This window comes from Bacteroides fragilis, assembly GCF_019583405.1.
GTDB lineage: Bacteria > Bacteroidota > Bacteroidia > Bacteroidales > Bacteroidaceae > Bacteroides > Bacteroides fragilis_B.
In genome coordinates this window covers 104,110-127,968 of sequence record NZ_SZUU01000001.1, presented here as the reverse complement: position 1 = coordinate 127,968, position 23,859 = coordinate 104,110, and the positions used below count along the sequence as shown (strand labels likewise).

Annotated in this window: 24 protein-coding genes; 7 read left to right on the top strand and 17 right to left on the bottom strand. The window is 40.7% G+C overall.

Translation table 11 applies throughout. The annotated features are described in order from the left end of the window. Position 1: 1 nt before the first annotated feature. From neuC to upbY, 15 genes are read right to left on the bottom strand one after another with little or no spacing between them, the layout of a single operon-like run. Complete coding sequence (neuC, locus tag FDF36_RS00490) at positions 2-1,156, bottom strand: UDP-N-acetylglucosamine 2-epimerase (RefSeq protein ID WP_220389925.1); 1,155 nt, start codon at positions 1,154-1,156, stop codon at positions 2-4. Beyond that, complete coding sequence (gene neuB / locus FDF36_RS00485) at positions 1,153-2,160, bottom strand: N-acetylneuraminate synthase (protein WP_220389924.1); 1,008 nt, start codon at positions 2,158-2,160, stop codon at positions 1,153-1,155. Before neuB ends, neuC begins: the two co-directional genes overlap by 4 nt. Then, on the bottom strand, positions 2,160-2,792 hold the full coding sequence (locus FDF36_RS00480) for an acetyltransferase (protein WP_220389923.1): 633 nt from the start codon (positions 2,790-2,792) through the stop codon (positions 2,160-2,162). The genes neuB and FDF36_RS00480 overlap by 1 nt, the downstream gene beginning before the upstream one ends. Beyond that, the gene (locus FDF36_RS00475; RefSeq protein ID WP_220389922.1) at positions 2,789-3,937 is read right to left on the bottom strand and encodes a LegC family aminotransferase; all 1,149 of its coding nucleotides are present in this window, start codon (positions 3,935-3,937) and stop codon (positions 2,789-2,791) included. The genes FDF36_RS00480 and FDF36_RS00475 overlap by 4 nt, the downstream gene beginning before the upstream one ends. A gap of 11 nt (positions 3,938-3,948) precedes the next feature. Then, positions 3,949-5,157 (bottom strand): UDP-N-acetylglucosamine 4,6-dehydratase, encoded by a 1,209-nt coding sequence (locus FDF36_RS00470; RefSeq protein ID WP_220389921.1) that lies wholly within the window; start codon positions 5,155-5,157, stop codon positions 3,949-3,951. Between the two features lie 19 nt (positions 5,158-5,176). Further along, positions 5,177-6,787 carry a hypothetical protein gene (locus tag FDF36_RS00465; protein ID WP_220389920.1) on the bottom strand — a complete coding sequence of 537 codons (1,611 nt, stop codon included), beginning with the start codon at positions 6,785-6,787 and terminating at the stop codon, positions 5,177-5,179. Between the two features lie 3 nt (positions 6,788-6,790). Next, positions 6,791-7,732 carry a glycosyltransferase gene (locus FDF36_RS00460; protein ID WP_220389919.1) on the bottom strand — a complete coding sequence of 314 codons (942 nt, stop codon included), beginning with the start codon at positions 7,730-7,732 and terminating at the stop codon, positions 6,791-6,793. A gap of 10 nt (positions 7,733-7,742) precedes the next feature. After that, positions 7,743-8,129, bottom strand: coding sequence for a GtrA family protein (locus FDF36_RS21495; protein ID WP_220389918.1), 387 nt, complete (start codon positions 8,127-8,129; stop codon positions 7,743-7,745). Then, positions 8,129-9,226 carry a DegT/DnrJ/EryC1/StrS family aminotransferase gene (locus tag FDF36_RS00450; RefSeq protein WP_220389917.1) on the bottom strand — a complete coding sequence of 366 codons (1,098 nt, stop codon included), beginning with the start codon at positions 9,224-9,226 and terminating at the stop codon, positions 8,129-8,131. The genes FDF36_RS21495 and FDF36_RS00450 overlap by 1 nt, the downstream gene beginning before the upstream one ends. A gap of 4 nt (positions 9,227-9,230) precedes the next feature. Next, positions 9,231-9,752: an acyltransferase gene (locus FDF36_RS00445; protein ID WP_032539857.1), complete on the bottom strand. Its 522-nt coding sequence runs from the start codon at positions 9,750-9,752 to the stop codon at positions 9,231-9,233. Next, a complete protein-coding gene (locus tag FDF36_RS00440; RefSeq protein WP_220389916.1) occupies positions 9,745-10,161 on the bottom strand; it encodes a sugar 3,4-ketoisomerase in 417 nt (138 codons plus the stop codon). Before FDF36_RS00440 ends, FDF36_RS00445 begins: the two co-directional genes overlap by 8 nt. Then, positions 10,158-10,562: a sugar 3,4-ketoisomerase gene (locus FDF36_RS00435; protein ID WP_220389915.1), complete on the bottom strand. Its 405-nt coding sequence runs from the start codon at positions 10,560-10,562 to the stop codon at positions 10,158-10,160. Before FDF36_RS00435 ends, FDF36_RS00440 begins: the two co-directional genes overlap by 4 nt. After that, positions 10,552-11,445 carry a glucose-1-phosphate thymidylyltransferase RfbA gene (gene rfbA / locus FDF36_RS00430; protein WP_032570318.1) on the bottom strand — a complete coding sequence of 298 codons (894 nt, stop codon included), beginning with the start codon at positions 11,443-11,445 and terminating at the stop codon, positions 10,552-10,554. Before rfbA ends, FDF36_RS00435 begins: the two co-directional genes overlap by 11 nt. Before the next feature lie 31 nt (positions 11,446-11,476). Continuing rightward, positions 11,477-11,959 (bottom strand): UpxZ family transcription anti-terminator antagonist, encoded by a 483-nt coding sequence (locus tag FDF36_RS00425; RefSeq protein ID WP_005786815.1) that lies wholly within the window; start codon positions 11,957-11,959, stop codon positions 11,477-11,479. 3 nt (positions 11,960-11,962) lie between these two features. After that, positions 11,963-12,487 (bottom strand): capsular polysaccharide transcription antiterminator UpbY, encoded by a 525-nt coding sequence (upbY, locus tag FDF36_RS00420; RefSeq protein WP_005786813.1) that lies wholly within the window; start codon positions 12,485-12,487, stop codon positions 11,963-11,965. Positions 12,488-13,008: 521 nt separating this feature from the next. Here upbY and FDF36_RS00415 point away from each other — a divergent pair. The 3 genes from FDF36_RS00415 (at position 13,009) to FDF36_RS00405 (ending at position 14,688) form a co-directional block, all read left to right on the top strand. Further along, entirely contained in the window at positions 13,009-13,347 is a 339-nt protein-coding gene (locus FDF36_RS00415; protein WP_005819644.1) for a hypothetical protein, read from the top strand. 140 nt (positions 13,348-13,487) lie between these two features. Continuing rightward, positions 13,488-13,835: an SH3 beta-barrel fold-containing protein gene (locus FDF36_RS00410; RefSeq protein WP_005786809.1), complete on the top strand. Its 348-nt coding sequence runs from the start codon at positions 13,488-13,490 to the stop codon at positions 13,833-13,835. 49 nt (positions 13,836-13,884) lie between these two features. Further along, the gene (locus tag FDF36_RS00405) at positions 13,885-14,688 is read left to right on the top strand and encodes a DUF4373 domain-containing protein (RefSeq protein ID WP_220389914.1); all 804 of its coding nucleotides are present in this window, start codon (positions 13,885-13,887) and stop codon (positions 14,686-14,688) included. A gap of 294 nt (positions 14,689-14,982) precedes the next feature. Here FDF36_RS00405 and FDF36_RS00400 read toward each other — a convergent pair whose 3' ends face one another. Then, complete coding sequence (locus FDF36_RS00400; RefSeq protein ID WP_220389913.1) at positions 14,983-16,254, bottom strand: ATP-binding protein; 1,272 nt, start codon at positions 16,252-16,254, stop codon at positions 14,983-14,985. Positions 16,255-16,467: 213 nt separating this feature from the next. On the opposite strand from FDF36_RS00400, the gene gmd reads away from it, so the two are divergent. From gmd to FDF36_RS00380, 4 genes are all read left to right on the top strand, one after another. After that, a complete protein-coding gene (gene gmd, locus FDF36_RS00395; protein WP_005776600.1) occupies positions 16,468-17,541 on the top strand; it encodes a GDP-mannose 4,6-dehydratase in 1,074 nt (357 codons plus the stop codon). A 4-nt stretch (positions 17,542-17,545) separates the two neighbouring features. Then, entirely contained in the window at positions 17,546-18,616 is a 1,071-nt protein-coding gene (locus FDF36_RS00390; RefSeq protein WP_220389912.1) for a GDP-L-fucose synthase family protein, read from the top strand. A gap of 194 nt (positions 18,617-18,810) precedes the next feature. After that, positions 18,811-20,469 (top strand): AMP-binding protein, encoded by a 1,659-nt coding sequence (locus tag FDF36_RS00385; RefSeq protein WP_220389911.1) that lies wholly within the window; start codon positions 18,811-18,813, stop codon positions 20,467-20,469. 108 nt (positions 20,470-20,577) lie between these two features. Next, positions 20,578-21,735, top strand: a complete 1,158-nt coding sequence (locus FDF36_RS00380; protein WP_220389910.1) for an LA_2272 family surface repeat-containing protein — start codon at positions 20,578-20,580, stop codon at positions 21,733-21,735. A 91-nt stretch (positions 21,736-21,826) separates the two neighbouring features. Here the strand turns inward: FDF36_RS00380 and FDF36_RS00375 are convergent, their stop codons facing one another. Beyond that, positions 21,827-23,821 (bottom strand): fructose-1,6-bisphosphatase, encoded by a 1,995-nt coding sequence (locus FDF36_RS00375; RefSeq protein ID WP_005794862.1) that lies wholly within the window; start codon positions 23,819-23,821, stop codon positions 21,827-21,829. Positions 23,822-23,859 lie beyond the last annotated feature (38 nt).

Here is a 23,859-nt window from a genome sequence, read left to right as displayed (position 1 = left end):
ATTAAAGGTCATAAAAGGATTTTGATGTCAGGCCATCCAAAGAGACGGTCTTCAAAATAGTGCATATGGCATCCGCCGTGCCCTCCTTATCATAAGGATTCCGTTTCTGTTTGGCGATTCTGGCAACCGGATCCGACAATACCGTTTGTATACCCAGACAGATATCTTCTTTCGAAGTTCCACAATGGACAACACTGCGGGAGCTTATCCGTCCTTTTTGTCTATCGCCGATATTCAATGTCGGAATACCGAAGCTGGGAACTTCAATGATACCGCTGGAAGAATTACCGACAACGGCCGATACATATTGTAAAGTGGAAAGATAACGGACCTTACCCAACGAAACGAAAGCGACTGACTCACTACGGTGTCTTTCCACAAATCGCTTGATTAAATCAATTATTATACGACCATCCGTATCCGAATTGGGAAAAGTAAAAATTATCCGATAATCAGGAAAGGACTCCAAAGACTCCAAAAGATTCATGCATTGCTGTTCGGCCGTAGAGTTTTCCAAGGTGACAGGATGGAATGTGACCAGCAAAGACTTATCTCCCAACTGAAAATTAAGGCTCTTTTCCAGCTCCTCTTTGGACAGTAAAGGCACATGTTTGATATTCTCCACTCCAAGAGCGCCGACATTAAAAACCCTATCAGGACTCTCGCCCAATTGAATGACCCGTCTGCGATAAGGCTCTGCCGATGTAAAATGAAGATGGCTCATCTTCGTAATGGCATGCCGTATATTATCGTCATAAGCGCCTTCCGTTATCTCTCCTCCATGTATATGCGCAACAGGGATCTTATAGAAAAGGGCGGCACTCACAGCAGCCAGTATCTCAAAACGGTCTCCCAAGACCAATATCAGATCAGGAGACAGGTCTTCAAACGCATCGGCAAAACCTATGGTAGCCAATCCGACTGATTTGGCGGTCCCATTGGCAGTATCAGAAGAGAGAAGCATCTCCACTTTCTTATCAATGCGGAAACCATCTGTTTCAATCTCTTTATAAGTCAGGCCAAACTCCGGAGAAAGGTGCATATTAGTAGCTATGATTTGCAGCTGCAAATCCCTGTCAAATTGAATCTTGGCCATCAGACTACTGAGTAGGCCATATTCCGCACGGCCGCCCGTTATAACACATATCTTCCTCATTGGAGTACTATCAAATCATCCTTTTTAAATGAACGGCATGCCTCAGTACCAATGACGGACTCCCATTGCATGGGTGAAATACCGGTACCGGGACGTTTGACAGTCAGGTTCTCTTCAGTCAACGGTTCCCCCTTTCGAATATCCCTCGCGGCAACAATACTCTTGCGGGCGACAATACGATTCCCGGATTCTGATAAAGATACAACTTTCTCTTCCCGGCCCAAGGCCTCTTCCACATTACGAATAGCCGAAACCATTTGTTTTAATTCGGAAGGCTCCAAAGAGGCCTTATGGTCGGGACCTTCCATGCAGCGATCAAGGGTAAAATGTTTTTCTATCACTGTAGCACCAAGAGCGACAGCGGCCAACGGGATCTCTATACCGAGCGTATGATCCGAATATCCTGTACGTACTCCAAACTCTTCATGGAGCTTGCACATAGCCTTCAAATTTACATCACACATGGGAGTAGGATACTCCGTATTACAATGAAGAATAGTTATTTGATCTGTTTTTACACCAAACCGGTTCAATAACGAGATGGCAGATTGGATTTCCTCCACTGTACTCATTCCGGTAGAAAGGATAACGGGCTCTTTCTGTTCCGCTATAAATTTGATATATGGATAATTGGTTATTTCACCTGAAGGTATTTTCCATAATCCAAGGTGAAGACCGGATAGGAAACGGAGGCTATCCATATCAAAAGCTGTAGATAAAAAGCGTACGCCTTTCAATTTACAATATTCTATTAATTCAAAATGCTGGTCCACAGACAATTCTAATTTCTTAAGCATAGAATACTGTGAACAATCAGTATCCGGCATGTTCCTTTGCTGATATTCCGCTTTGGGAGCGGAAAGAGAAACTAAATTCTCTGTCTTAAAGGTTTGAAATTTTACATAGTCCACACCGGCCTCCGAAGCAACATCTATTAACTTTTTAGCAAGGGCAATAGAACCGTTATGGTTTACCCCGGCTTCGGCTATAATCAAAGTATGCATTAAATCTTTATTTTCAAAGTTGCGGGATTACCCGAATAAATTCCCTTTTCCAGAATATCCTTACGTACTACCGAACCCGCACCGATGATACAACCGGAAATGATGGATGTACCATTCACCATTACCGACTGGCTGCCCAAAAAAGAACATTCGCCCACCTTGCAATCTCCATTAACCATAGTACCGGTTGATATATGACAATTGTCACCGATCAGGGCATCATGCTCCACATTTACAAAAGTATTGATGATACAACCACTGCCAATCCGTGCACCGGCATTCACAAAGGCATGATGCATGACCACAGTACCCGCACCGATCTGAGCATGTCTGGAAACATAAGCGGTGGAAGCAATCAGGGTACCAAAATGTCCGCCGGAAGTTCGTATTTTATCATGAATCTTCAATCGTAGAGAAGATTCCTTTATAAATCCGACAGTAACAATAAAATCAGCCTGATCCACAAATAAGGGGATATCATCATCAGTACCGAGAACAGGATAGCCTAAGATGGAATGGCCGACATTTTCCGGAAGATCCAATATACCCAGGATGGAATGCCCCATACTCTCAGCGACATCAATCACCGACTTGCAATGTCCGCCGCCACCGACTAAAATTAAAGGCTTCATACTCCCAAACGAACACTACTTGGTATATTCACAACTCTTTCTTCCAACCACACAGTATTCTCCAAACCATCCGTCTCGCATCCCCGAAACATCTCAAGTCTGTTCATCAATTCCCAAACGGGGCGGGTCATTACACCATGGTCATTCGTATATTCAAGGAAAGACTGTTGGGCCCGGCGGTCTTTCAGAAGTACAGCGTTCAACCAATAGTTAGAACGGCTGTTCGCAGGCTCAACAACAAACTCAACATCAGGAATACGAGAGAAAAACTCACGGTACCGTTCCGCTGTCTCACGTTTATTGACAACATACCTGTCAAGATTCTCCATTTGGGCACAACCCAATGCGGCATTGATATTAGGCATACGGTAATTGTAACCGATATGGTCATGAACAAATGCCCAACGGTGCGGAACTTTGGCCTGGGTCGTCAAATGTTTGGCAAACTTGCCCAGCTCTTCGTCCTGGAAAAGCAACATACCCCCACCACCGGTGGTGATCGTTTTATTACCATTAAAACTGATGGCTCCCACTCTTCCGAAAGTACCCGTATGACGGCCTTTATAGAAACTGCCGATACTTTCGGCCGCATCCTCGACAAGTTCTATATGATATTCGTTGCACACTGCCGACAATTCGTCAATCTTCATAGGATGCCCGAACGTATGCATAGGAACACAAGCCTTGATACGGCGTCCCGTCTTCTTATTATAACACTGCCCATTCCTTACTTCCGCATGCGTAGACAACCACCTTTTTACAGCAAGAGGAGAAAGACCCAAAGTATCTCTATCCACATCAAGAAATACAGGATGTGCGCCAATATAACTGATGGCGTTACAGGTAGCGATAAAAGTAAGAGCCTGAGTTAAAACTTCATCATCACGCTCAACACCGACAAGAAGCATACCCATGTGTAATGCATTAGTACCACTTACACAGACAACAGCTCTTTTTGAACCCGTATAGCAAGCAACCTGCTCCTCAAAGCGATCAACAAATTTGCCCACACTCGAGACAAAAGTAGTATCAATGCATTCTGCAAGGTATTTTTTTTCGTTACCGATAAATAAAGGAGCGTGCAACGGAACAAATTCATCCGTACCAAACAAGTTATGGATGAAAGTAGTTATATTATTATACATACTTGTAAACATTACATTTTCTGATCCAGATTCTTTCCTTTCTCCACGTGTTCAAAATTGGGAAGGAATCTTTTAAGTGCAGTCACGATATCAGACTTATGGCAATCCGGAAGGGCAAAGAGGGACTCCAGCTCATCAAAGAAGGAATCCAATTCAGACAAAGGACGTTTACTGACATCCTCAATCACACCCAAAGAAGAAAAACGTTCTAAATTTAACTTTTCACCGGGCACATAGAATTCTTCGTAGTCCTTTTCACCCGTAGTATCACTTTTAAAATAAACAACAGGGTATATCTTACTGTCATCCGCCATTTCGGCAGCATATCTTCTGGCTTCTTCATCTGTAGCACACTCTTTCTTTTCATAGCCCAGAGTACGGAGGAAACGGTCACAGATAGAAGAAAAAGTGATCATCTTTTCCTCACCCAGCTTTGGAAAGAAAATCTCTCCGTTATTTCCAAGAACACAGGCAAGCATACAGATCTGGCCGCTTTCCTCAGGCGAAACGAAATAGCGTTTCACGTCATTGGGGGCAGCCAGAGGCTGTTTCTTCATGATACGGTCAATAAAACCGGCCAATAGGGAGCCATTGGAAAAGGCGACGTTGGCAAAACGGGCAGTAGTGACCTTAAATTTAGATGAATATGCCATTATCATATCTTCCATGATACGCTTGCTGGCACCCATTATATTCACAGGATTGGCTGCTTTATCCGTAGAAACACAAAAGAAATGACGGGGAGGAAATTCCGATAATAGATCAAGCAGTTTCTTGGCTTTTATTACATTATTTTCAATCAGAGCCTGTACCGAATATTCATCTTTCTCACTCCGTACATGCTTGTGTGCCGAAAAATTGGCTACAATATCAAAACCCTGCTCCTTACGGAACATCCGCTCGAAGATGGGATCTGCAAAGTTCAATGTATAAGTACGATACTCGTCCGGAATATACAGACCGTAAGTGGAACGCAAATCGCGGGTGAGTTCGGCCAATCCATTCTCGTTTAAATCGATCACAACAAGTTTGGAAGGCTTAAAAGGAAGAATGGCTTTTATATAGGAAGAACCGATGGAACCCGCACCACCAATCACCAATAAACTCTTACCTTCAACCTCCTGACGAAGACGATCACTGTTTGCTGCAATATCGGGAGCAAACATGCTGGAACGACGAAAAGTGATATGATCGCCGATAAAATTATCTACATTAAGCATAGGAACTATATCTCAGTAATTATTTAAGTGTATTCACCTGATAATCAATCAATGAATTCAACGACCGTTCAAAAGCCGGACGATTCATATAGTACTGCCACAATAACTTCAACGTATTTCTGGCATGAAGTTTCATCTCACCCTGATCGAGAATTAATTGATAATCAAAAACATCTCCTATTGAACGACTATCCTTGCAATTATAAGGAGTTTGCAACACCACTTCGCGAGTCGGAGATTCCAAATAAACATCTTTTTTTAGTTTATCATCTATATAAAAATGGCTTTGATCCCCATTCAATGCTAATTTTGAAATACCAGCAAAGACAAAATAGCTAAAACGAATATTGTAAGGATTATATTCTATCAACAGATCTGAAACTAAGATATTTGTGTACGGAACAGCAAGCTGTGGATCACTTTTAATAATATGGACAATTGCAGCACTTTTTATCCAGCCTTTTTGGAATTGAATTTGCGTATGTATGTTACATAAAATACCCAAACTAACCAATAATCCCAATACAATCTTTCGTTGTTTAATTGTTTTAAATTGTAAAACCATCCAAAAAAGCAGTAGAGCAACAGGAATCAACAGCAAGGATTGATAACGTGATAAATAAGAATTAAACACTGCGGGTCCCATAGATGATGTAGCCAGAATTGCTGGAACATAAAACCATAGCCCCGCCCATAACAATCCTTTTTCATTCTGCGATTCATTATCCAAAGAATTCCTCCGCAGTATTCGATAAATAGCACAACTCATTCCTCCAACAATTACTACGAATAAAACGATATAGCTAAATCCATCTAAAGGCGCATTAAAACATTGCCCTAAATAACCGAAAGTACTATCAATAAAACTTTGGAGTATAACTAGCGGCAAACTAATTATTTTTTTTAGGCTTAATGCATAAGCATCCTCATAAACCTCCGTCGGAGCCAACCACAGAAGACGCATTATCCATGCAATTATAGGCAACAATAAAAACTCTGTCCACCCGATCAGTCGTTTAAAGGTTCGAAGCAAATAGACTTTCTTACCACTAATTGATTCCGGGTCTAAATAAACTGTCATCATTATTAGAAAAGCCGGAATCATAGCGATAGCTACCAACCATACAGCCAAACTAGATAGAAAAAACAAAAACGAACATATACGATAAGCAATTAGTGATTTCCGTACATAACACAAGAAAAAAACAACTCCTAATAAAAACAACGGAACAGATATGTAATACTGAATACAAGCCATTGTTATTCTAGCGGAGAACAGCGGAGAACTAGCTATTAACAATAAAAGACCAACAATCCATGACTTATCAATTTTAAACCATTTTAGAATAGCCCATGTCATCCATAAACATAACCCTCCGCTAACAAAAGAAAGCAAATGATACAATTGAGGTACATATTCGATAGATACATGTTCAGCAATCCATATATGCAAGACGGCCATATGAGGTAAACCGCCACTTACAAACTGATGTCTAAGCACCTCAATATCAGGATTATAAATAGTCCAATCATCCCACCAAACTCCGGGACTAAGCACCATCAGTCCATTTGACAAAACATAAACTAGAAAAACTAAAAAAAATACGATTTTCCCACTTTGCATTTTCATATATCATTTATTTTTTATTATATATCCCGGCCTATCTTTAACCTCATCATAAATGCGCCATAAGTATTCAGCAACGATTCCCAAGCTCAAAAGGATAATACCTCCCAATAATAAAAGAAACAGAATAATGGAAATCCATCCCGGAACAATTACTCCCCAAAATATGCGATTACCCCAAACTGCTATATAAAAATATAGAGCAAAAGCACATAAAGAAATCAGAAAGGACCCAAGCCCAATATAACTTATTAAACGAATAGGAAAAGTAGAAGCGGCAAAAAATGAATCCAAAGCTAAACGAACTTTTTTACGAAATGTCCATCGCGATTTTCCTTTATTTAGTCCTATAGGCCTATGATAAGGTAGAAAACAAGGTGAAAAGCCCAATCTCAAAATTTCCGCTATAAACATTGTATTTCTGGGGTGGACCGAATGATTTACTATATCAATGATCTCCCGATCAATAAACGCTAAATCCGCACCTCCTTTAGGATAAGTTATATCCGATAAAGAATTCATCAATTTATAGTATGAATTTGAAAAAAAGACAGACAATGCACCATCATCCCTATTTACTCGATAAGGTATAATTATCTTCTGTCCCGCTTCCCACAATCGATACATCTCTACTACAGTATCGTATGGCTGTTGCTCATCATCAACCAATGGCAAAGCACAAGCCCCTTTACACAAGGATAAACCAGCAAAGCAGGAATACATGCTACCATAATTACGGCTCAACTGAAATGCTCGTACATTATCATATTGTTTTTCTAAAGAACAAGCAAGATCATAAGAGTTATCTTTTGAACCATCATCCATAATAATAAATTCAAAAGGAATATTATTCTTCCCCAATACAGCCTTAAGATCTGTATAAACCTTTGATATTCGATTATTAGAGTAATAACTTAATAGTATTATTGAAAGAAGTTTATCATTCATAAAAATGGATTTACTTTGATAATATTATATTCACAAAAATATAGTTCCATAGCATAGTAAATGGAATCGTTAAAAAACTGATTAACGTATGATTCCACTCAACTAAAAATGATTCCAAAGCATAAAGAACCCCGAGACCTATCAACATACTCAATAAATAAATTACGAAATACTTAACAATAGCACCCAATGAAGGACAAACTTTCCAAACCAAACAAGCATTTAAGAAATATGAAAGTAATATTGATAAAAAATAGGATATAAAATAAGCTAAATACAAATTAAAAGACAGAAGTTCATTACATATATACAATAGCAATAATGAAACTAAAGTAACAACGATACCAACTAATGAGAAACCCGTAAGTTTCTTAATATGATTCTTTAAGAAAATCATTAAAACTGATTGAGAACAGAAATAATATATTCAAGTTCTTCAGAACGAATTACCTGACTCATCGGCAAACTCAACTCCTCTGCATGAATTTGTTCTGTAATTGGAAGACTTAAATGATTCCATTCTTTATAGCATTCTTGTTTATGAGGAGGAATGGGATAATGGATGATAGTCTGTACTCCATTGGCAGCTAAATATTTCTGCAATTCATCGCGTTGTTCGCAACGGATGGGAAATATATGAAAAGCATGGCTATCCCAATCATTTACTATTGGAACAACTATTTTAGGATTCCTGATATTATCAATATAATATTTCGCTACTTCTTTTCGAATAGCTAAGTCTTCATCTAAATATTTCAATTTTACATTCAATACGGCTGCCTGTATTTCATCCAAACGGCTATTACGGCCTATATATTTAAATACATATTTCTCCGTTGAACCATAGTTAGCAATGGCACGTATTACCTTTGCCAATTCTTGATCATTAGTAGTTACAGCTCCGGCATCACCAAATGCACCAAGATTCTTACCAGGATAAAAGCTATGACCGGCAGCATCACCTAACGAACCCGTTTTTTTCCCATTATACAAACAGCCATGCGCTTGCGCATTATCCTCAATCAACTTTAAATTATACCTTTTACAAATATCCCCAATCTTATCAGTATAGGCACACTGACCATATAAGTGCACAATCAATATTGCCCGTGTTTTAGAAGTAATTGCAGCTTCTATCAAGTTATCATTGATTTGATAAGTCTCAATAGAAGGTTCTACTAGTACAGGTTTTAAACCATTTTCTGAAATGGCCAGAATAGAAGCAATATAGGTATTAGCCGGTACAATCACTTCATCACCTACCTGCATAATTCCCAATTCAATATAAGCCCGAAAAATCCAAATCAAAGCGTCTAAGCCATTAGCACATCCCACTGTATATTTCGTCCCTATGTACTTGGAGTAATTCGTTTCGAATTCTTCATTTTCTTTGCCTTGAAGATACCAGCCACTGTCAACAACCCGGTTAACAGCCTCATGAATTTCCTGCGAGTATTTCTGTGTTATTTTTTGTAAATCTAAAAATTTTATCATTACTTTATATTATATGTTTCAATCCATTTTTATCTTTTCTTTCTAAATCTAATAATACCCCCTCATTAGTAATATATCCATGATGAACAGCCGGGTTACCATACCAAACAGTATTGGCCGGAATGTCTTTGGTTACGACACTACCTGCACCCACAAACGCATATTCACCAATTGTATGTCCTGCTACAATTGTTGAGTTAGCGCCTATTGATGCACCTTTTTTAATTAAAGTCTTTAAAAATAAATCTGGATACATTTTAGAACGAGGTACTTTATCATTAGTGAAAGTTACATTAGGACCGATGAAGACATTATCTTCCAAGGTTACTCCGTCCCACAACTGAACACCGGATTTTACCGTAACATTATTGCCCAATTTAACATCATTCTCAATTAGCACATTGGCGCAAATATTACAGTTCGAACCGATTTCTGCACCGGGTAAAATTATACAATACTGCCAAATATAGGTATCATTCCCTATCTGTTGAGATAAAACTTCGGAAGATGGATGTATTCTAATCATTTTTGTATTCTATAAAATCTTGATAATCTCTTAAATAATCACCCTCTTCGTATCCGTGAGACGCTAATACTAAACAAACTGAACCGGAAGAAAACCCCTGTTCAGAAGCCCAAATACCCGGAGGAATATGTAAACCGTAAAAAGGGCGATTCAACAATATCGTACGTTTATTAACTCCATCATCCAGTACGACCTCAAATGATCCACTTGCCGCTATCAGAAATTGATGACACTCCTTATGGGCATGAGCCCCACGTGCTTCACCTCCGGGGATATCATAAGAATAAAAGACTCTTTTTATAATAAAGGGGATATTTAAATTCCCATGAACAGGAGTTATATTTCCTGAGCGATTCTCTATTTTAGGGAGTTCTATTACAGAACAGTCATAAACAGTGTAATTTTTCATTGTTTCGAATTAACAAACTCTTTATAATCATATATATAATCTTGAGGATTATATGAAGTAGAAGAAAGAACCAAAGCCAATGAATTCGTAGAAAAGTTATTCATTTCACGCCATAATCCTTTAGGTACATAAAGCCCATAATAGGAACGATTTAAAGAAAAAACTTTCTTATTGTTACCATCATCCAAAACCACATCAAAGCTCCCGGATAAAGCCACAATAAATTCTTCATTTTCTCTATATGCATGTCCCCCACGTGACTCTCCTCCTGGAACATCATAAATCCAGTAAGTTCGTTCTATTTTGAAAGGAATATTCTTGAATTCTTCGATAATGGATAAATTACCTCGTTTATCCAAGATTTTAGGAAGCTTTATGATTTGAGCTGATTCAGTTTTCATTTTTAGAAAGTTCTTCTATTACTTTAAGCAAATACTGCCCGTACTGATTCTTTATCATAGGTTGTGCCATTATTTTCATTTTCTCTGTAGAAATCCAACCTTGCCTCAGAGCAATACCTTCTAAACAGGCTATTTTCAATCCCTGGCGTTTCTCTATTACCTCAACAAACGTACTTGCTTCCGACAATGAATCATGTGTACCTGTATCCAACCAGGCAAAACCACGACCCAGTAATTGAACCTGTAAGCCTCCCTTATTCAAATACATTTGATTAACTGTTGTGATTTCTAATTCTCCGCGAGAAGAAGGACTTATATTCTTAGCTATATCTACCACGCTATTTGGATAAAAGTATAATCCTACGACTGCATAATGAGATTTAGAGACAGTAGGTTTCTCCTCAATACTAACCGCCTTGCCTTCTTTATCAAAATCCACTACTCCGTAACGTTTGGGATCATTCACCCAATAGCCAAAAACAGTGGCTTTTTCTGCTCGCTCAGCCGCATCAACTGCCTCTTGTAATTTAGGAGTAAAACCTTGCCCATAAAAAATATTATCTCCTAAAACTAAACAAACAGAATCACTGCCAATAAACTTCTCTCCAATAATAAATGCTTGTGCTAAACCATCAGGAGAAGGCTGCTCTGCATACTCAAAATGTACTCCAAAATCAGAACCATCGCCCAGTAAACGTTGAAAACCCGGTAAGTCATGAGGAGTAGAAATAATTAGTATTTCTCGTATCCCAGCTAACATAAGTACAGAGATGGGATAATAAATCATGGGTTTATCGAAAATTGGAAGAAGTTGTTTGCTTACTCCTTTAGTAATAGGATATAAACGTGTACCAGATCCCCCAGCTAAAACAATGCCTTTCATAAGTCAAATAAATAAAAAAAATAGAATTATTCTATTCCATTTCACTATAAGGATATGGATTCTCTTCCAAATTTCTCAAATTATTGATTGCCTCTTTTTTATCTTCAGAAAGTTCTTTATCTTTCCAACTTTCTATGATAGTATGCGCCTCTTTCGCCAACTCCTCTTCAAACACCTCACCATAACAATAAGTCAACAACTGGCATTTCAATAAAGTAGCAGGAAGTTGGTCAAGCACGTCCCAACAACGATTGAGAACAACTTGCTTTTTCTCCTCCTTGTCACCCTGATTATAGATGGTTGCATTGTAACCCATCAATAATGCCAGACAGATGTTTGCTTCCTCTTCGGGAGTAGCACCACGCTGAGGATACAACGCATCGGATTGTTCTAAAACTTCTTTGTTCAACTGACGGAAATGATCGGTATAAATAGGAGCACCATCCACACCTAAATAGAGTAACTCGTGCGCGAGACTCTGTAATTGTTCAATTTGAGAAGTGAGTGTATTCATAACTTAAATGACACGTAAATAACTTTTAGGAACTTTGACGCTGGCGCTCAATACACCGGCAATACGAATAACAACATAAGTTTTATTGGCCTCGCTGGCAAGTTCGCCCTCGACACCACAGAAATCACCTTTAACTACCTGAACCCTGCTACCGACAGATAAATGGTCATTATCGAAACTGACGCCATTCGGATCTAAATCCATGACAAATATGAAGTCCTGCATCTGTTTATCAGGAACTATCAGCATAGCCCTGGTAAGCAGGTCTTTCATATAAAAAAGCTGGATATTGTATTTATTAGAAATATCACAAGCATCTTGCTTGGTAGCTTGTATGAAGATAAGATTCTTAATAACAGGGACTTCCACCCGTTTTCGACGATACTTCAACTGTCGGATGACAAATTGAGTGGGAAGATAGTAATTGAGATCAAGTTCAGTCTTCAATTTTTCAAGAGAATCACGAATAGCAAACTCTTGTTTATCTCGGGTACGGGCGGCAAACCAATACTTCTGTTGTTCAGACATTTACGATTTATACTTGGGGAAATTTTCCTTTGTTTCGGGTGCGCTTCGCGGTTTGAACGAGACATCTTTTCTCTTTCAAACCGTCAAATTTTACGAAACATTTTTAGAAGTTGAGAACGAACGAATGTGTTTCAAAAAACGTTCGTCTTTTGAAACGGCATTTTTGAGTTTTTTTTCGATGAAAAAATGAATATTGTAAAGTAGCTGAGCAGAGAACTTTTTTTGCTCTATATATGTTTGAAAATCAATAATATAAAATCTTTGATAAAATTTTATCCACTAAATATTTTGTACATTAAAACAGACTCCTTACCTTTGTTCAATCAAACGAACGTTTTTTGAAACAACACCTATATCTTAAGATAAATAACTAATAACAAGATCCTTACACTTTAAGATTCTCCCTTTAAGCTAAAAAAACTCCGGTATTCTTTTATATTTATATTTTTTTATACAAACTTTGCCTTTTCATAAATTCATTTAATAACTAACATTATGGAAGAAAAAAAGTAGTTATCTCATTGAATGATAACTTAGTAACCATCGAAGTAAATGGAAAAGTAATCTTTGCGGGTAAAGCCGACTTGCAATTCAGCCTCAATCAAAAGGTTAGAGAACCACTACACATCACAAAAGGCAAAGGAAAGCTAATGGAGGCACTTACCGAAAGCTTTATCAAAGGCGGAATCAACAGTATGGAAAACAGACCCATTGAAGAACTACAGGAAATAATAAAAGAATATCTCACCTTTGAATATCAGCGCAAAGGTATTGCTACAGAGCCTAATAAACGTTCTTTTCTATCAGAGCTGAAAAAATATGCCAGAGCATTCCGGAAAAAGCGAGATGAAGGCAAATAACCGATTGTTAAAATCCTGTAAAAGTCCCTTTCTAAAGTACTTTTACAGGATTAGTCTATTCAAAACTTATTACCGTACTTTGCCATGGGTAAAAATAAAAGCCCGACAATAACTCATTAATAAACTTAAAAAAATCAATTATGAAAAAGAACAGGAAAGCAGTATCGAAAAACGAAATGATGAAAGGAAAATGGAAAAGACAAATCATGCTCGAAAAGGACTACACAGAACAGTGCTCCGAATGGATGGCAGAACGACTGGAAGCCCTCATAGAATATATGCAATATGGACATGCAGCCGTAGCTTATATGAAACAGGACGGAACATTCAAACTGGTGAAAGGAACATTGGTGGGATACGAAAAAGATTTCGGAAAGCAGTATGATCCGATGGAAATAAAAAACACAGTGGTCTACCGGGATGTGGAACAACAAAGGTGGATGACCTTCAAAATAGAGAATTTCATGGAATGGAGAGCGATCGTATAGGAGAATCTTTCAGTGACCAATTAATCAGCAACATAACAACTTAACAATTATGGCAACAACATACGATGGAATAAATTACTTTCCAATAGCTGTAAATTTTATGGAAGAGAACGCAATGGAGGTAATAGAAGCAAAATATGGCATGAAAGGACTCGCGATTGTACTGAAACTCCTATGCAAGATATATAAAGAAGGATATTATATTCCGTGGGGTGAGGAACAATGCCTTATTTTCGCCAACAAGACGGGAAAAGAGGCAGACGCAGAAGAGGTGCAGGGAATTATCGAGATAATGATCGAGAAAGGAATGATGGACAGGGGAAGTTATGCGGAACATAAAGTACTGACCTCTGAAGCAATACAAAAAGTATGGATAGAGGCAACCAAGCGAAGAAAGAGGAACTGGACAGCCATGCCTTATCTACTGATAAAGCCGAAAGAGACATGTAATGAAGAAAAGACCGTCTGCACGCAAAATGTAGAGCAGGATGCAGGCTCTGATGCAAGAAATGCATGCAATACCGAACAAAGTAAAGTAAAGCAAAGTAAAGAATTTCCCCCCTCAGCTCCCCCAAGGGGGAAGGAAGAGGAAGTCAATGCTACGCCGGTCAGTATGCCCGGATACGCATTTAATACGATGACACACAACTACGTGGGATTAATGGGAAACCTGGAACGATTCGGAATAACAGACGAAAAAGAGATCGAAGCAATCCTGAGACTGTCGGATTACGGGAGAAAAGGAACCCCTGTATGGAAACTGATTTGCAGCACGAACTGGAGTAACATCGGAGCAAAAGGAAAATACATGATCGCAGCATTGAACCGGGCAAAGAAAAGAAGCGGAACCTAAAAAAGAACTTTTCTGACAAACAGTACGTTTTTATATTCTGGAAAATGCTGTTTGCTTGCAATCAATTAAAGAATGTAGCTGTTTTCCTCCGGAAACGAGCACTGATTCTCAAGGGGTTGAAAAGCGATCACAAAAGCACTAATACGAAGTTAAAATCGTGACTTCAGGAAGTTAACTTCCCAGAGATACGATTTTAACTTCATAATGTTATGATATTAACTTCGTAAACGACAAGATGTTAACTTCGTAAACGGCATCATCCGGACATCAAAGCTATCAAAAAAGATTGTCAGACTATAGTATTTCAGGCAGTTGCCAGACTTGTATGTGACGAATCCCTTCTTTGGAGGGCAATGTGGTATCGTCCATAGAAACGACCCACTTTTCATAATTGTCTTGTATCATCTCCAGCGTGTTGTACATTTGCTCTACTTGAAAATCATCATTGAGCAGAGGTGCACATTGCAAATATACAATGCGGTCTTTCTTCCTGCCAACAAAATCGACCAGTTTACCCCCACGAAGCACACCTACAAAAACGGTATATCCGGCACGCCGCAGTTCCAGATAAACCTGGTTCTCAAAGCAGGATTTTCGGGAACCGGCAAAAAAAGGATACAGATGGCGCATGAATGCCCAATCGTTAATATAGTATTTGCAGCTACCCAGAAGAATCTCTTTGCTGCGGATCTGATAACGTTCCACGCGATGAATCAGAGAGGTGTCTTCCAGATAGCAGATATAATTGGCGACCGTATCATAACTCGTCTTCCGGTTCTGGGTAGCAAAGTGACTGACCAGCTGACCGATGGTAATCAACTCAGCGAGATGGGTGCACAAATAGACGAACACATCTTCGAGCAGGCGGGCATCCTTAATCCGATATCGACGGATGATATCACGAAACAGAATCGTATCGCGAAGAGCGGAAATGGCTTTCCATCCGGCCTCCGCATCCGGAAGATTGAAAAGAATGGGTAGTGCCCCCTTACCCATATATTCCGCGTAATTTTTGCCGGTAGCCTCTACCCTCTCCAATATCCTGTGCTCGGAAAAGCTAAAGGGAAATATCTCAAAACTGACGTAATGTCTGGCCAAAAGCTTCTCGGCTTCACCCGAAAGCATATCCTGGTTGGAACCACTGATAAACAACTCGCAAGTATCTACAAAGTCCTGTGAATGGGAATGGACAAAATGTTCCCAGCCCTCCACTTTTTGTATTTCTTCAATAAAAATATAGACTTTACCTACCGGATGGATTTTCTCACGATAGATAAAAAGCAAGTCGTCCAGATCACGATAGCCGGAAAGTACGCCCGAATCTGTGAACTTCTTACTTATATATAGAATGTTCCGTGATGAAACACCATCGGCAATCAACTGATAGATGATCTGCCGCAACAGGCATCCTTTACCTACCCCTCTCTGTCCGGTCAGGACCTTTACAAGGCGGTTACCTACATACCCGAATATACGGTTTGTGTAACTTTTACGGGCAAATTCCACTTTCGGCAGTTTTCCATTCCAGTAGTTGGATGATACCAATTCATCAAATATATCATTCATATATGAATTTATTTAAAATAAAATCCATTATATAAAATAGAATAGATATTTCAATATTAAAAAGCATAATATTCATTTCTATTTTAATAAATTACAGCAAAGATAAGTTTTTTCCGTTGAAAAAAGAAAATAATTCAGCAGATAGATTGCCCGTTCTTATGAAAATACCGAATATTGCATCGTCAAAAAGATTATAAACTCAAAACAATAGACATGAAAAAAGCTCTTATTTCAGGTATTACCGGACAGGATGGTTCATTCCTCGCCGAGTTTCTTCTTCAGAAAGGTTACGAAGTACACGGCATCCTGCGCCGTTCATCTTCTTTCAATACAGGCCGGATCGAACACTTGTACTTTGATGAATGGGTGCGCGATATGAAACAGAAACGTACAGTCAACCTGCACTACGGAGATATGACCGACTCAAGTTCACTGATCCGCATCATCCAGCAAGTACAACCCGACGAGATATACAACCTGGCGGCACAAAGCCACGTAAAAGTATCGTTCGACGTACCGGAATATACCGCCGAGGCGGATGCACTCGGTACATTGCGTATGCTTGAAGCTGTCCGCATCCTGGGACTGGAAAAACAGACACGCATCTACCAGGCTTCCACTTCCGAACTCTACGGAAAAGTACAGGAAGTGCCGCAAAGCGAAACGACTCCGTTCTATCCGCGTTCTCCGTATGGAGTAGCCAAGCAATACGGTTTCTGGATCACTAAGAACTATCGTGAAAGTTACGGAATGTTTGCCGTAAACGGTATCTTATTCAATCACGAGAGTGAACGCCGTGGCGAGACTTTCGTAACCCGTAAGATCACGCTGGCAGCAGCACGCATCGCACAAGGCGAACAGGATAAATTATATTTGGGTAACCTGGATGCCAAGCGTGACTGGGGCTATGCCAAAGATTACGTAGAATGTATGTGGCTGATCCTGCAACATGACGTACCCGAAGATTTCGTAATCGCTACCGGCGAAATGCATACCGTCCGCGAATTCTGTACACTGGCATTTGCCGAAATAGGCATCAACCTGCGTTGGGAAGGCGAAGGCGTAAATGAAAAAGGAATTGACGCAGCCACCGGTAAAGTACTGGTAGAAGTCGACCCGAGATATTTCCGCCCTGCCGAAGTGGAACAATTGCTCGGTAACCCGACCAAAGCCAGAACCGTATTGGGATGGAATCCATGCAAAACACCATTCCCGGAACTGGTAAAAATCATGGTACGCCATGATATGGCCAAAGTGAAAAGAATGATTGCGACTAAACATGATTGACAGAATGGATAAAAACGCAAAAATTTATGTAGCCGGACACCACGGACTGGTGGGTTCGGCTATATGGAAAAACCTGCAGGAAAAGGGATATACGAATCTGGTGGGACGCACACATAAGGAACTGGACTTATTGGACGGTGCGGCCGTAAAGCAGTTTTTTGATGAGGAAATGCCGGAGTACGTATTTCTGGCTGCCGCTTTTGTAGGAGGGATCATGGCCAATAGTATTTACCGTGCAGATTTTATCTACAAGAACTTACAGATACAGCAGAACGTGATCGGAGAAAGTTTCCGCCATCAAGTGAAAAAGCTGCTTTTTCTGGGAAGTACCTGCATCTATCCACGGGATGCCGAACAGCCGATGAAAGAGGACGTGTTGCTCACTTCTCCGCTGGAATATACCAACGAACCTTATGCCATAGCCAAAATAGCCGGACTGAAAATGTGCGAAAGCTTCAACCTGCAATATGGAACGAATTACATCGCCGTGATGCCGACCAACCTGTATGGGCCGAACGATAACTTTGACTTGGAACGCAGTCATGTGCTGCCTGCCATGATCCGTAAAATTCACTTGGCACATTGCCTGAAAAAAGGAGATTGGGAAGCTGTGCGTAAAGACATGAACCTGCGTCCGGTGGAAGGCATCAGTGGTGCCAACTCTAACGAAGAGATCCTGCAAATCCTCCGGAAATATGGTATTACTGAAAAAGAAGTGACACTCTGGGGAACCGGGACACCGCTACGCGAGTTCCTTTGGAGTGAAGAAATGGCCGATGCCAGCGTATTCGTAATGGAACATGTAGACTTCAAGGATACCTACAAAGCCGGAACAAAAGATATCCGCAACTGCCACATCAATATAGGTACCGGAAAAGAAATAACGATCCGCGAACTGGCAGAACTAATTGTAAGCACAGTCGGCTATCAGGGTAAACTGACTTTTGACAGCAGTAAACCGGACGGAACCATGCGAAAACTTACCGACCCGTCGAAATTGCACAACCTCGGATGGCATCATAAGATCGATATTGAAGAGGGAGTACAGAGAATGTACGAGTGGTATCTAAGATAATTATTCACCACACAGAGAGCACAGAGGACACAGAGTTTTAAAATAGGAAAGAAAATAGAACTTTATGTCCTCCGTGTTATCCCGTGATGAATACAATGAAAGCTGCAAAAGAAAAATTTAAATAGCCTCTAAGTTTTCAAATCTCAATTAAATAGCTATATTTGCACAATTTATCATTAAATGTGCAAAAAACAATGGAACAAAGTTTTATAGCTTACATTGAAAATAGTATTAAGAATAATTGGGATTTGGACGCCCTGACAGATTATAAAGGTGCCACCCTACAGTATAAAGACGTAGCCCGCAAAATAGAAAAGCTCCACATCATCTTTGAAGAAAGCGGAATCCGCAAAGGAGACAAAATAGCCGTTTGCGGGAGAAATAGTTCCCACTGGGGAGTTACTTTCCTCGCGACTCTCACTTATGGAGCGGTTATCGTCCCCATCTTACACGAATTCAAAGCTGATAACGTACACAACATCGTCAATCACTCGGAAGCCAAACTCCTGTTTGTAGGAGACGTGGTCTGGGAAAACCTCAATGAGTCTGCCATGCCGTTGCTCGAGGGTATCCTGATGATGAACGATTTTACGTTACTGGTATCACGTAGCGAACGACTGACTCACGCACGTGAACACCTCAACGAAATGTTCGGGAAGAAATTCCCCAAAAATTTCCGTAAGGAACATATCGAATATCATAAGGATCAGCCTGAAGAACTGGCTGTTATCAACTATACCTCGGGAACCACCAGCTATTCAAAAGGTGTAATGCTCCCCTATCGTAGCTTATGGTCGAATACGACTTTCGCTTTCGAGGTACTTCCACTGAAAGCAGGTGATAAGATCGTATCCATGCTGCCGATGGCACACATGTACGGACTGGCCTTCGAGTTCCTGTATGAATTTGCGGTAGGGTGTCAGATCTACTTCCTCACCCGTATGCCAAGCCCAAAGATTATCTTCCAGGCGTTTGCCGAGGTAAAACCCAACCTGATTGTGGCTGTTCCGCTGATTATCGAAAAAATCATCAAGAAGAGCGTACTTCCGAAGTTGGAGACTCCTACCATGAAGCTGCTGCTTAAAGTGCCGATTATCAATGATAAGATTAAAGCAACGGTACGCGAAGAGATGATAAAAGGCTTTGGCGGCAATTTTGAAGCTGTCATTGTAGGTGGAGCCGCCTTCAACCAGGAGGTGGAACAATTCCTAAGAATGATTGACTTCCCTTATACAGTGGGCTATGGTATGACCGAGTGTGGTCCTATTATTTGTTACGAAGACTGGAAACGCTTCAAACCGGGTTCATGTGGAAAAGCTGCACTCAACATGGAAGTGAAAGTCCTTTCGCCCGACCCGGAGAATGTGGTAGGCGAAATTGTCTGCAAAGGTCCGAACGTAATGTTAGGCTACTATAAGAATGAAGAGGCTACCGCCCAGGTGATCGATAAAGACGGATGGTTGCATACCGGTGACCTTGCTTTAGAAGATGCTGAAGGCAACATCACAATTAAGGGACGCAGCAAGAATATGTTATTGAGTGCCAGCGGACAGAATATCTATCCGGAAGAAATAGAAGATAAGCTGAACAATTTGCCGTACGTCGCCGAAAGTATTATCGTACAACAAAATGACAAACTGGTAGGACTGGTTTATCCGGATTTTGACGAAGCCTTTGCGCATGGGTTGAAAAATGAAGACATGGAACGGGTGATGGAAGAAAACCGGGTTACCTTGAACGAAATGCTTCCTGCCTACAGCCAGATCTCGAAAATGAAAATCTATCCGGAAGAGTTTGAAAAGACTCCGAAAAAGAGTATCAAACGCTTCTTATATCAAGAGGCAAAAGGATAAAAGCAGTCTCTATTTTTCATAAAAAGACATCGATTACGCAGATTTGCATAGATTTTAATAGGATAATCCGTGCAAATCTGCGTAATTTGCGTTCTAAAAACTTAGCTTATGAAGAAAATAATTCTTGTAGCAGCTCTTCTTTCGGCTGCAGTCTGTCTGCCTGCACAGAATAAAGGCGGAAACAAAAGTGGGGGAATCAATCTTTCTTTATGGAAAAAAGCATGTACGCAGCCACTTGACAGTACACAGACTACGTATGTCAACCTGGGACTTTTCTCGGCAATGCATAAGTTGCACGGTGTGGGCTTCAATGCCTTCGGAAGTATGGTGCAAAGCGATATGAACGGTGTGCAGATCTCCGGATTGGCTAATCTTGCGGGAGGAAGCATGCATGGAGTGCAGATTGGAGGTATCAGTAACGTAAATGGTAACAACCTGGCAGGATTGTCCGTTTCGGGACTCGTAAATATTACGGGAAATAAAGCAAAAGGTGTACTGATTACGGGGTTAAGCAACATTGCCGGAGACAATATGCGCGGACTGATGATGAGTGGTATCATGAATATCACAGGCGATAAAGCCGCAGGTGTACAATTGGCAGGTCTTGCCAACGTAACCGGTGAGGAATATGACGGACTTATGATGTCGGGATTGCTCAACGTGGTAGGAGAAGAGATGAACGGACTGCAATTTTCCGGACTTGCCAATGTAACCGGAGGACAAATGAACGGAGTGCAATTGGGACTGTTCAATTTTGCCTCTAAGGCAAAAGGTTTGCAGATCGGACTGTTCAACTATCACAAGGAAGATATGAAAGGGCTTCAGCTGGGACTGGTCAATGCCAACCCTCAAACCAAGGTACAGTTAATGGTATTCGGAGGAAACAGAACCAAAATCAATGTAGGTGCACGTTTCAAGAATAAACTCTTCTACACTATCCTCGGTGGAGGTACACACTATCTTGATTTTGACGATAAATTCTCTGCAGCATTATTCTATCGGGCGGGTCTTGAACTTCCACTCTACAAAAACTTGTTTGTAAGCGGTGATTTAGGCTATCAGCACATCGAAACATTCCGGAATAAAAAGGTGGAAGGCATTCCGGCACGTCTTTATGCCTTGCAGGCACGCCTCAACCTGGAGTATCGGTTTACGGATAAATTCGGTTTGTTCGTCACAGGCGGATACGGTGGCAGCCGTTACTATAACAAAGCCAAGACCTATGACAAGGGACTGATCGCTGAAGCGGGAGTGGTTCTGTTCTAATTGATTCACAGCCAAACGACACAGCGTCTCACAGAGGAATAATTTTAATATAAACTCTGTGAGACGCTGTGTTATTCTGTGGTGAACCTGATCAGACCTTCTCCTTTATCAAACCGATCCGGTATGCTACCAACAACTTCTTTAAATCCAGAATTTGCGTTACGAGTTCTTTTCCCTTATCGGTATCTTTCACCATCATTCGTTGTGAATTGAACTCGATGACAAAGGTAGTCGACTTAATGTCCTGTCCCTCTTCAATGGCTTTCTGTGTGGACTGAAAAGGATCATGCTGCACCAGCTGCAAGCCATGTGAATGATATACCAGCGTATATCCGGCAATACCGGTCTCCGGCTGGTAAGCTTTCGAAAAACCACCGTCGATGACCAGCAATTTTCCACCGGCTTTCATCGGCTGCTCGCCTTTAATGGTCTTTACCGGCACATGACCGTTGATGATATGAGTATGCTGCCCTGTCACTCCGAATTCTTCAAGAATCCGGTCACAGATTTCTTCTTTGTTACGCAAAGCATAATAATATCCTTTCGTCTCTTTATGCAGGCTCTTATCCGCAATGAAATAACGTTCGAACGTAGCCATCTTGTCTTTGTCGAACGAAGGGGCATCCGGTCCGCACCACAGATACCAGATGTAATCCATGGCAAAGCGTTTCTCTTCTTCATCATCTTCATCAAAATAAGCCGTACGAATCAATTGGTCTATCTTGTCCAACAAGTTCTTCCCCCAATACTCTTTACCGCAGATATTCACGTGCTTGAAACTTCCATCCTCGTTGAGAGGCACAGAGGCATGATAAAGCAAATTGGAATTGCACACCAGATACATACCTCCATAGGTAAAGAGGCAACGCATGTGTTTTTTGAGTTTCTCGCTGTTCATAAACGAGTAATGTATCTTTTCTATCAATTCCTGCTCTTCATCAGTCAGACGATAAGGATCTGCAGGATCTACCGTAGGGAAGTTGGTATCGCGCAACGGATATTCTTTGCCTTCATAGACAAATACTCCCCGTTCAAAGTCGATTTTCTCAAGCAACTTGCGACCACCCATTCCAAACTCCGGACGACGATTAATAATGTTTGCCTCCAGCTTAAACTGAATGATGGTAATAGCTTTATGCATCTGGGTTATCAGCCTCAAGGTCTTCTCGTTATAAGTAGAGTCGGCAAAGTTGGTCTTAGGTGCAAAGATGGTACAGGGATCATCCGCATAAGTATCCATCGCAAAAGTGGCAAGGGGCAAAAGATTGATGCCATACCCATCTTCCAATGTCCCCAGATTGCCGTAACGCATCGAGAGACGGATCACGTTGGCCATACAGGCTTCATTACCCGATGCTGCACCCATCCATAGGATATCGTGATTTCCCCATTGGATATCGAAATTGTGATAATCACACAAAGTATCCATTATGATATGGGCACCCGGACCACGATCGTAGATATCGCCCACGATATGGAGTGAATCGATCGTAAGACGCTGTATCAGATTACACATGGCAATGATAAAGTCGTCAGCGCGGCGAGTGGAAATAATGGTACTGATAATCACATTGATATAAGCATGTTTATTGGGCTCGATGGTCGATTCGTGAAGTAACTCCTGGATGATATAGGAGAACTCGGCCGGCAATGATTTGCGAACCTTCGAACGGGTATATTTGGATGATACGTTCTGGCAGACCTTTACCAGCTGATTGAGAGTGATCAGGTACCAATCGTCGATATCGGTTTCGGTTGCTTTAATCAATTGGAGTTTCTCTTCCGGATAATAAATAAGCGTACAGAGCTCTTTCTTCTCGATCTCACGGAGAGTATGACCGAATATTTCGTTCACTTTCCGCTTTACCGCTCCCGAAGCATTTTTCAGTACATGCTGAAAAGCTTCATACTCGCCATGTATATCGGTCAGAAAGTGTTCGGTCCCTTTCGGAAGATTCAGGATGGCTTCAAGATTGATGATCTCTGTACTGGCGGCGGCAATGGTAGGGAAACTACGTGAAAGCAGTTGCAGATAACGCAGATCGGCAACGATACTTTCGGGGGTTATATTACTTTGAGCAGTCATATAATTTACGATTTTACGATTTACAATTTATAAATTTC

What these genes read in the sequence shown, in the direction of transcription:
- neuC (WP_220389925.1), bottom strand. Translation starts at nt 1,156, where the DNA reads ATGAGGAAGATATGTGTTATAACGGGCGGCCGTGCGGAATATGGCCTA.
- neuB (WP_220389924.1), bottom strand. Translation starts at nt 2,160, where the DNA reads ATGCATACTTTGATTATAGCCGAAGCCGGGGTAAACCATAACGGTTCT.
- FDF36_RS00480 (WP_220389923.1), bottom strand. Translation starts at nt 2,792, where the DNA reads ATGAAGCCTTTAATTTTAGTCGGTGGCGGCGGACATTGCAAGTCGGTG.
- FDF36_RS00475 (WP_220389922.1), bottom strand. Translation starts at nt 3,937, where the DNA reads ATGTATAATAATATAACTACTTTCATCCATAACTTGTTTGGTACGGAT.
- FDF36_RS00470 (WP_220389921.1), bottom strand. Translation starts at nt 5,157, where the DNA reads ATGCTTAATGTAGATAATTTTATCGGCGATCATATCACTTTTCGTCGT.
- FDF36_RS00465 (WP_220389920.1), bottom strand. Translation starts at nt 6,787, where the DNA reads ATGAAAATGCAAAGTGGGAAAATCGTATTTTTTTTAGTTTTTCTAGTT.
- FDF36_RS00460 (WP_220389919.1), bottom strand. Translation starts at nt 7,732, where the DNA reads ATGAATGATAAACTTCTTTCAATAATACTATTAAGTTATTACTCTAAT.
- FDF36_RS21495 (WP_220389918.1), bottom strand. Translation starts at nt 8,129, where the DNA reads ATGATTTTCTTAAAGAATCATATTAAGAAACTTACGGGTTTCTCATTA.
- FDF36_RS00450 (WP_220389917.1), bottom strand. Translation starts at nt 9,226, where the DNA reads ATGATAAAATTTTTAGATTTACAAAAAATAACACAGAAATACTCGCAG.
- FDF36_RS00445 (WP_032539857.1), bottom strand. Translation starts at nt 9,752, where the DNA reads ATGATTAGAATACATCCATCTTCCGAAGTTTTATCTCAACAGATAGGG.
- FDF36_RS00440 (WP_220389916.1), bottom strand. Translation starts at nt 10,161, where the DNA reads ATGAAAAATTACACTGTTTATGACTGTTCTGTAATAGAACTCCCTAAA.
- FDF36_RS00435 (WP_220389915.1), bottom strand. Translation starts at nt 10,562, where the DNA reads ATGAAAACTGAATCAGCTCAAATCATAAAGCTTCCTAAAATCTTGGAT.
- rfbA (WP_032570318.1), bottom strand. Translation starts at nt 11,445, where the DNA reads ATGAAAGGCATTGTTTTAGCTGGGGGATCTGGTACACGTTTATATCCT.
- FDF36_RS00425 (WP_005786815.1), bottom strand. Translation starts at nt 11,959, where the DNA reads ATGAATACACTCACTTCTCAAATTGAACAATTACAGAGTCTCGCGCAC.
- upbY (WP_005786813.1), bottom strand. Translation starts at nt 12,487, where the DNA reads ATGTCTGAACAACAGAAGTATTGGTTTGCCGCCCGTACCCGAGATAAA.
- FDF36_RS00410 (WP_005786809.1), top strand. Translation starts at nt 13,488, where the DNA reads ATGAAAAAGAACAGGAAAGCAGTATCGAAAAACGAAATGATGAAAGGA.
- FDF36_RS00405 (WP_220389914.1), top strand. Translation starts at nt 13,885, where the DNA reads ATGGCAACAACATACGATGGAATAAATTACTTTCCAATAGCTGTAAAT.
- FDF36_RS00400 (WP_220389913.1), bottom strand. Translation starts at nt 16,254, where the DNA reads ATGAATGATATATTTGATGAATTGGTATCATCCAACTACTGGAATGGA.
- gmd (WP_005776600.1), top strand. Translation starts at nt 16,468, where the DNA reads ATGAAAAAAGCTCTTATTTCAGGTATTACCGGACAGGATGGTTCATTC.
- FDF36_RS00390 (WP_220389912.1), top strand. Translation starts at nt 17,546, where the DNA reads ATGGATAAAAACGCAAAAATTTATGTAGCCGGACACCACGGACTGGTG.
- FDF36_RS00385 (WP_220389911.1), top strand. Translation starts at nt 18,811, where the DNA reads ATGGAACAAAGTTTTATAGCTTACATTGAAAATAGTATTAAGAATAAT.
- FDF36_RS00380 (WP_220389910.1), top strand. Translation starts at nt 20,578, where the DNA reads ATGAAGAAAATAATTCTTGTAGCAGCTCTTCTTTCGGCTGCAGTCTGT.
- FDF36_RS00375 (WP_005794862.1), bottom strand. Translation starts at nt 23,821, where the DNA reads ATGACTGCTCAAAGTAATATAACCCCCGAAAGTATCGTTGCCGATCTG.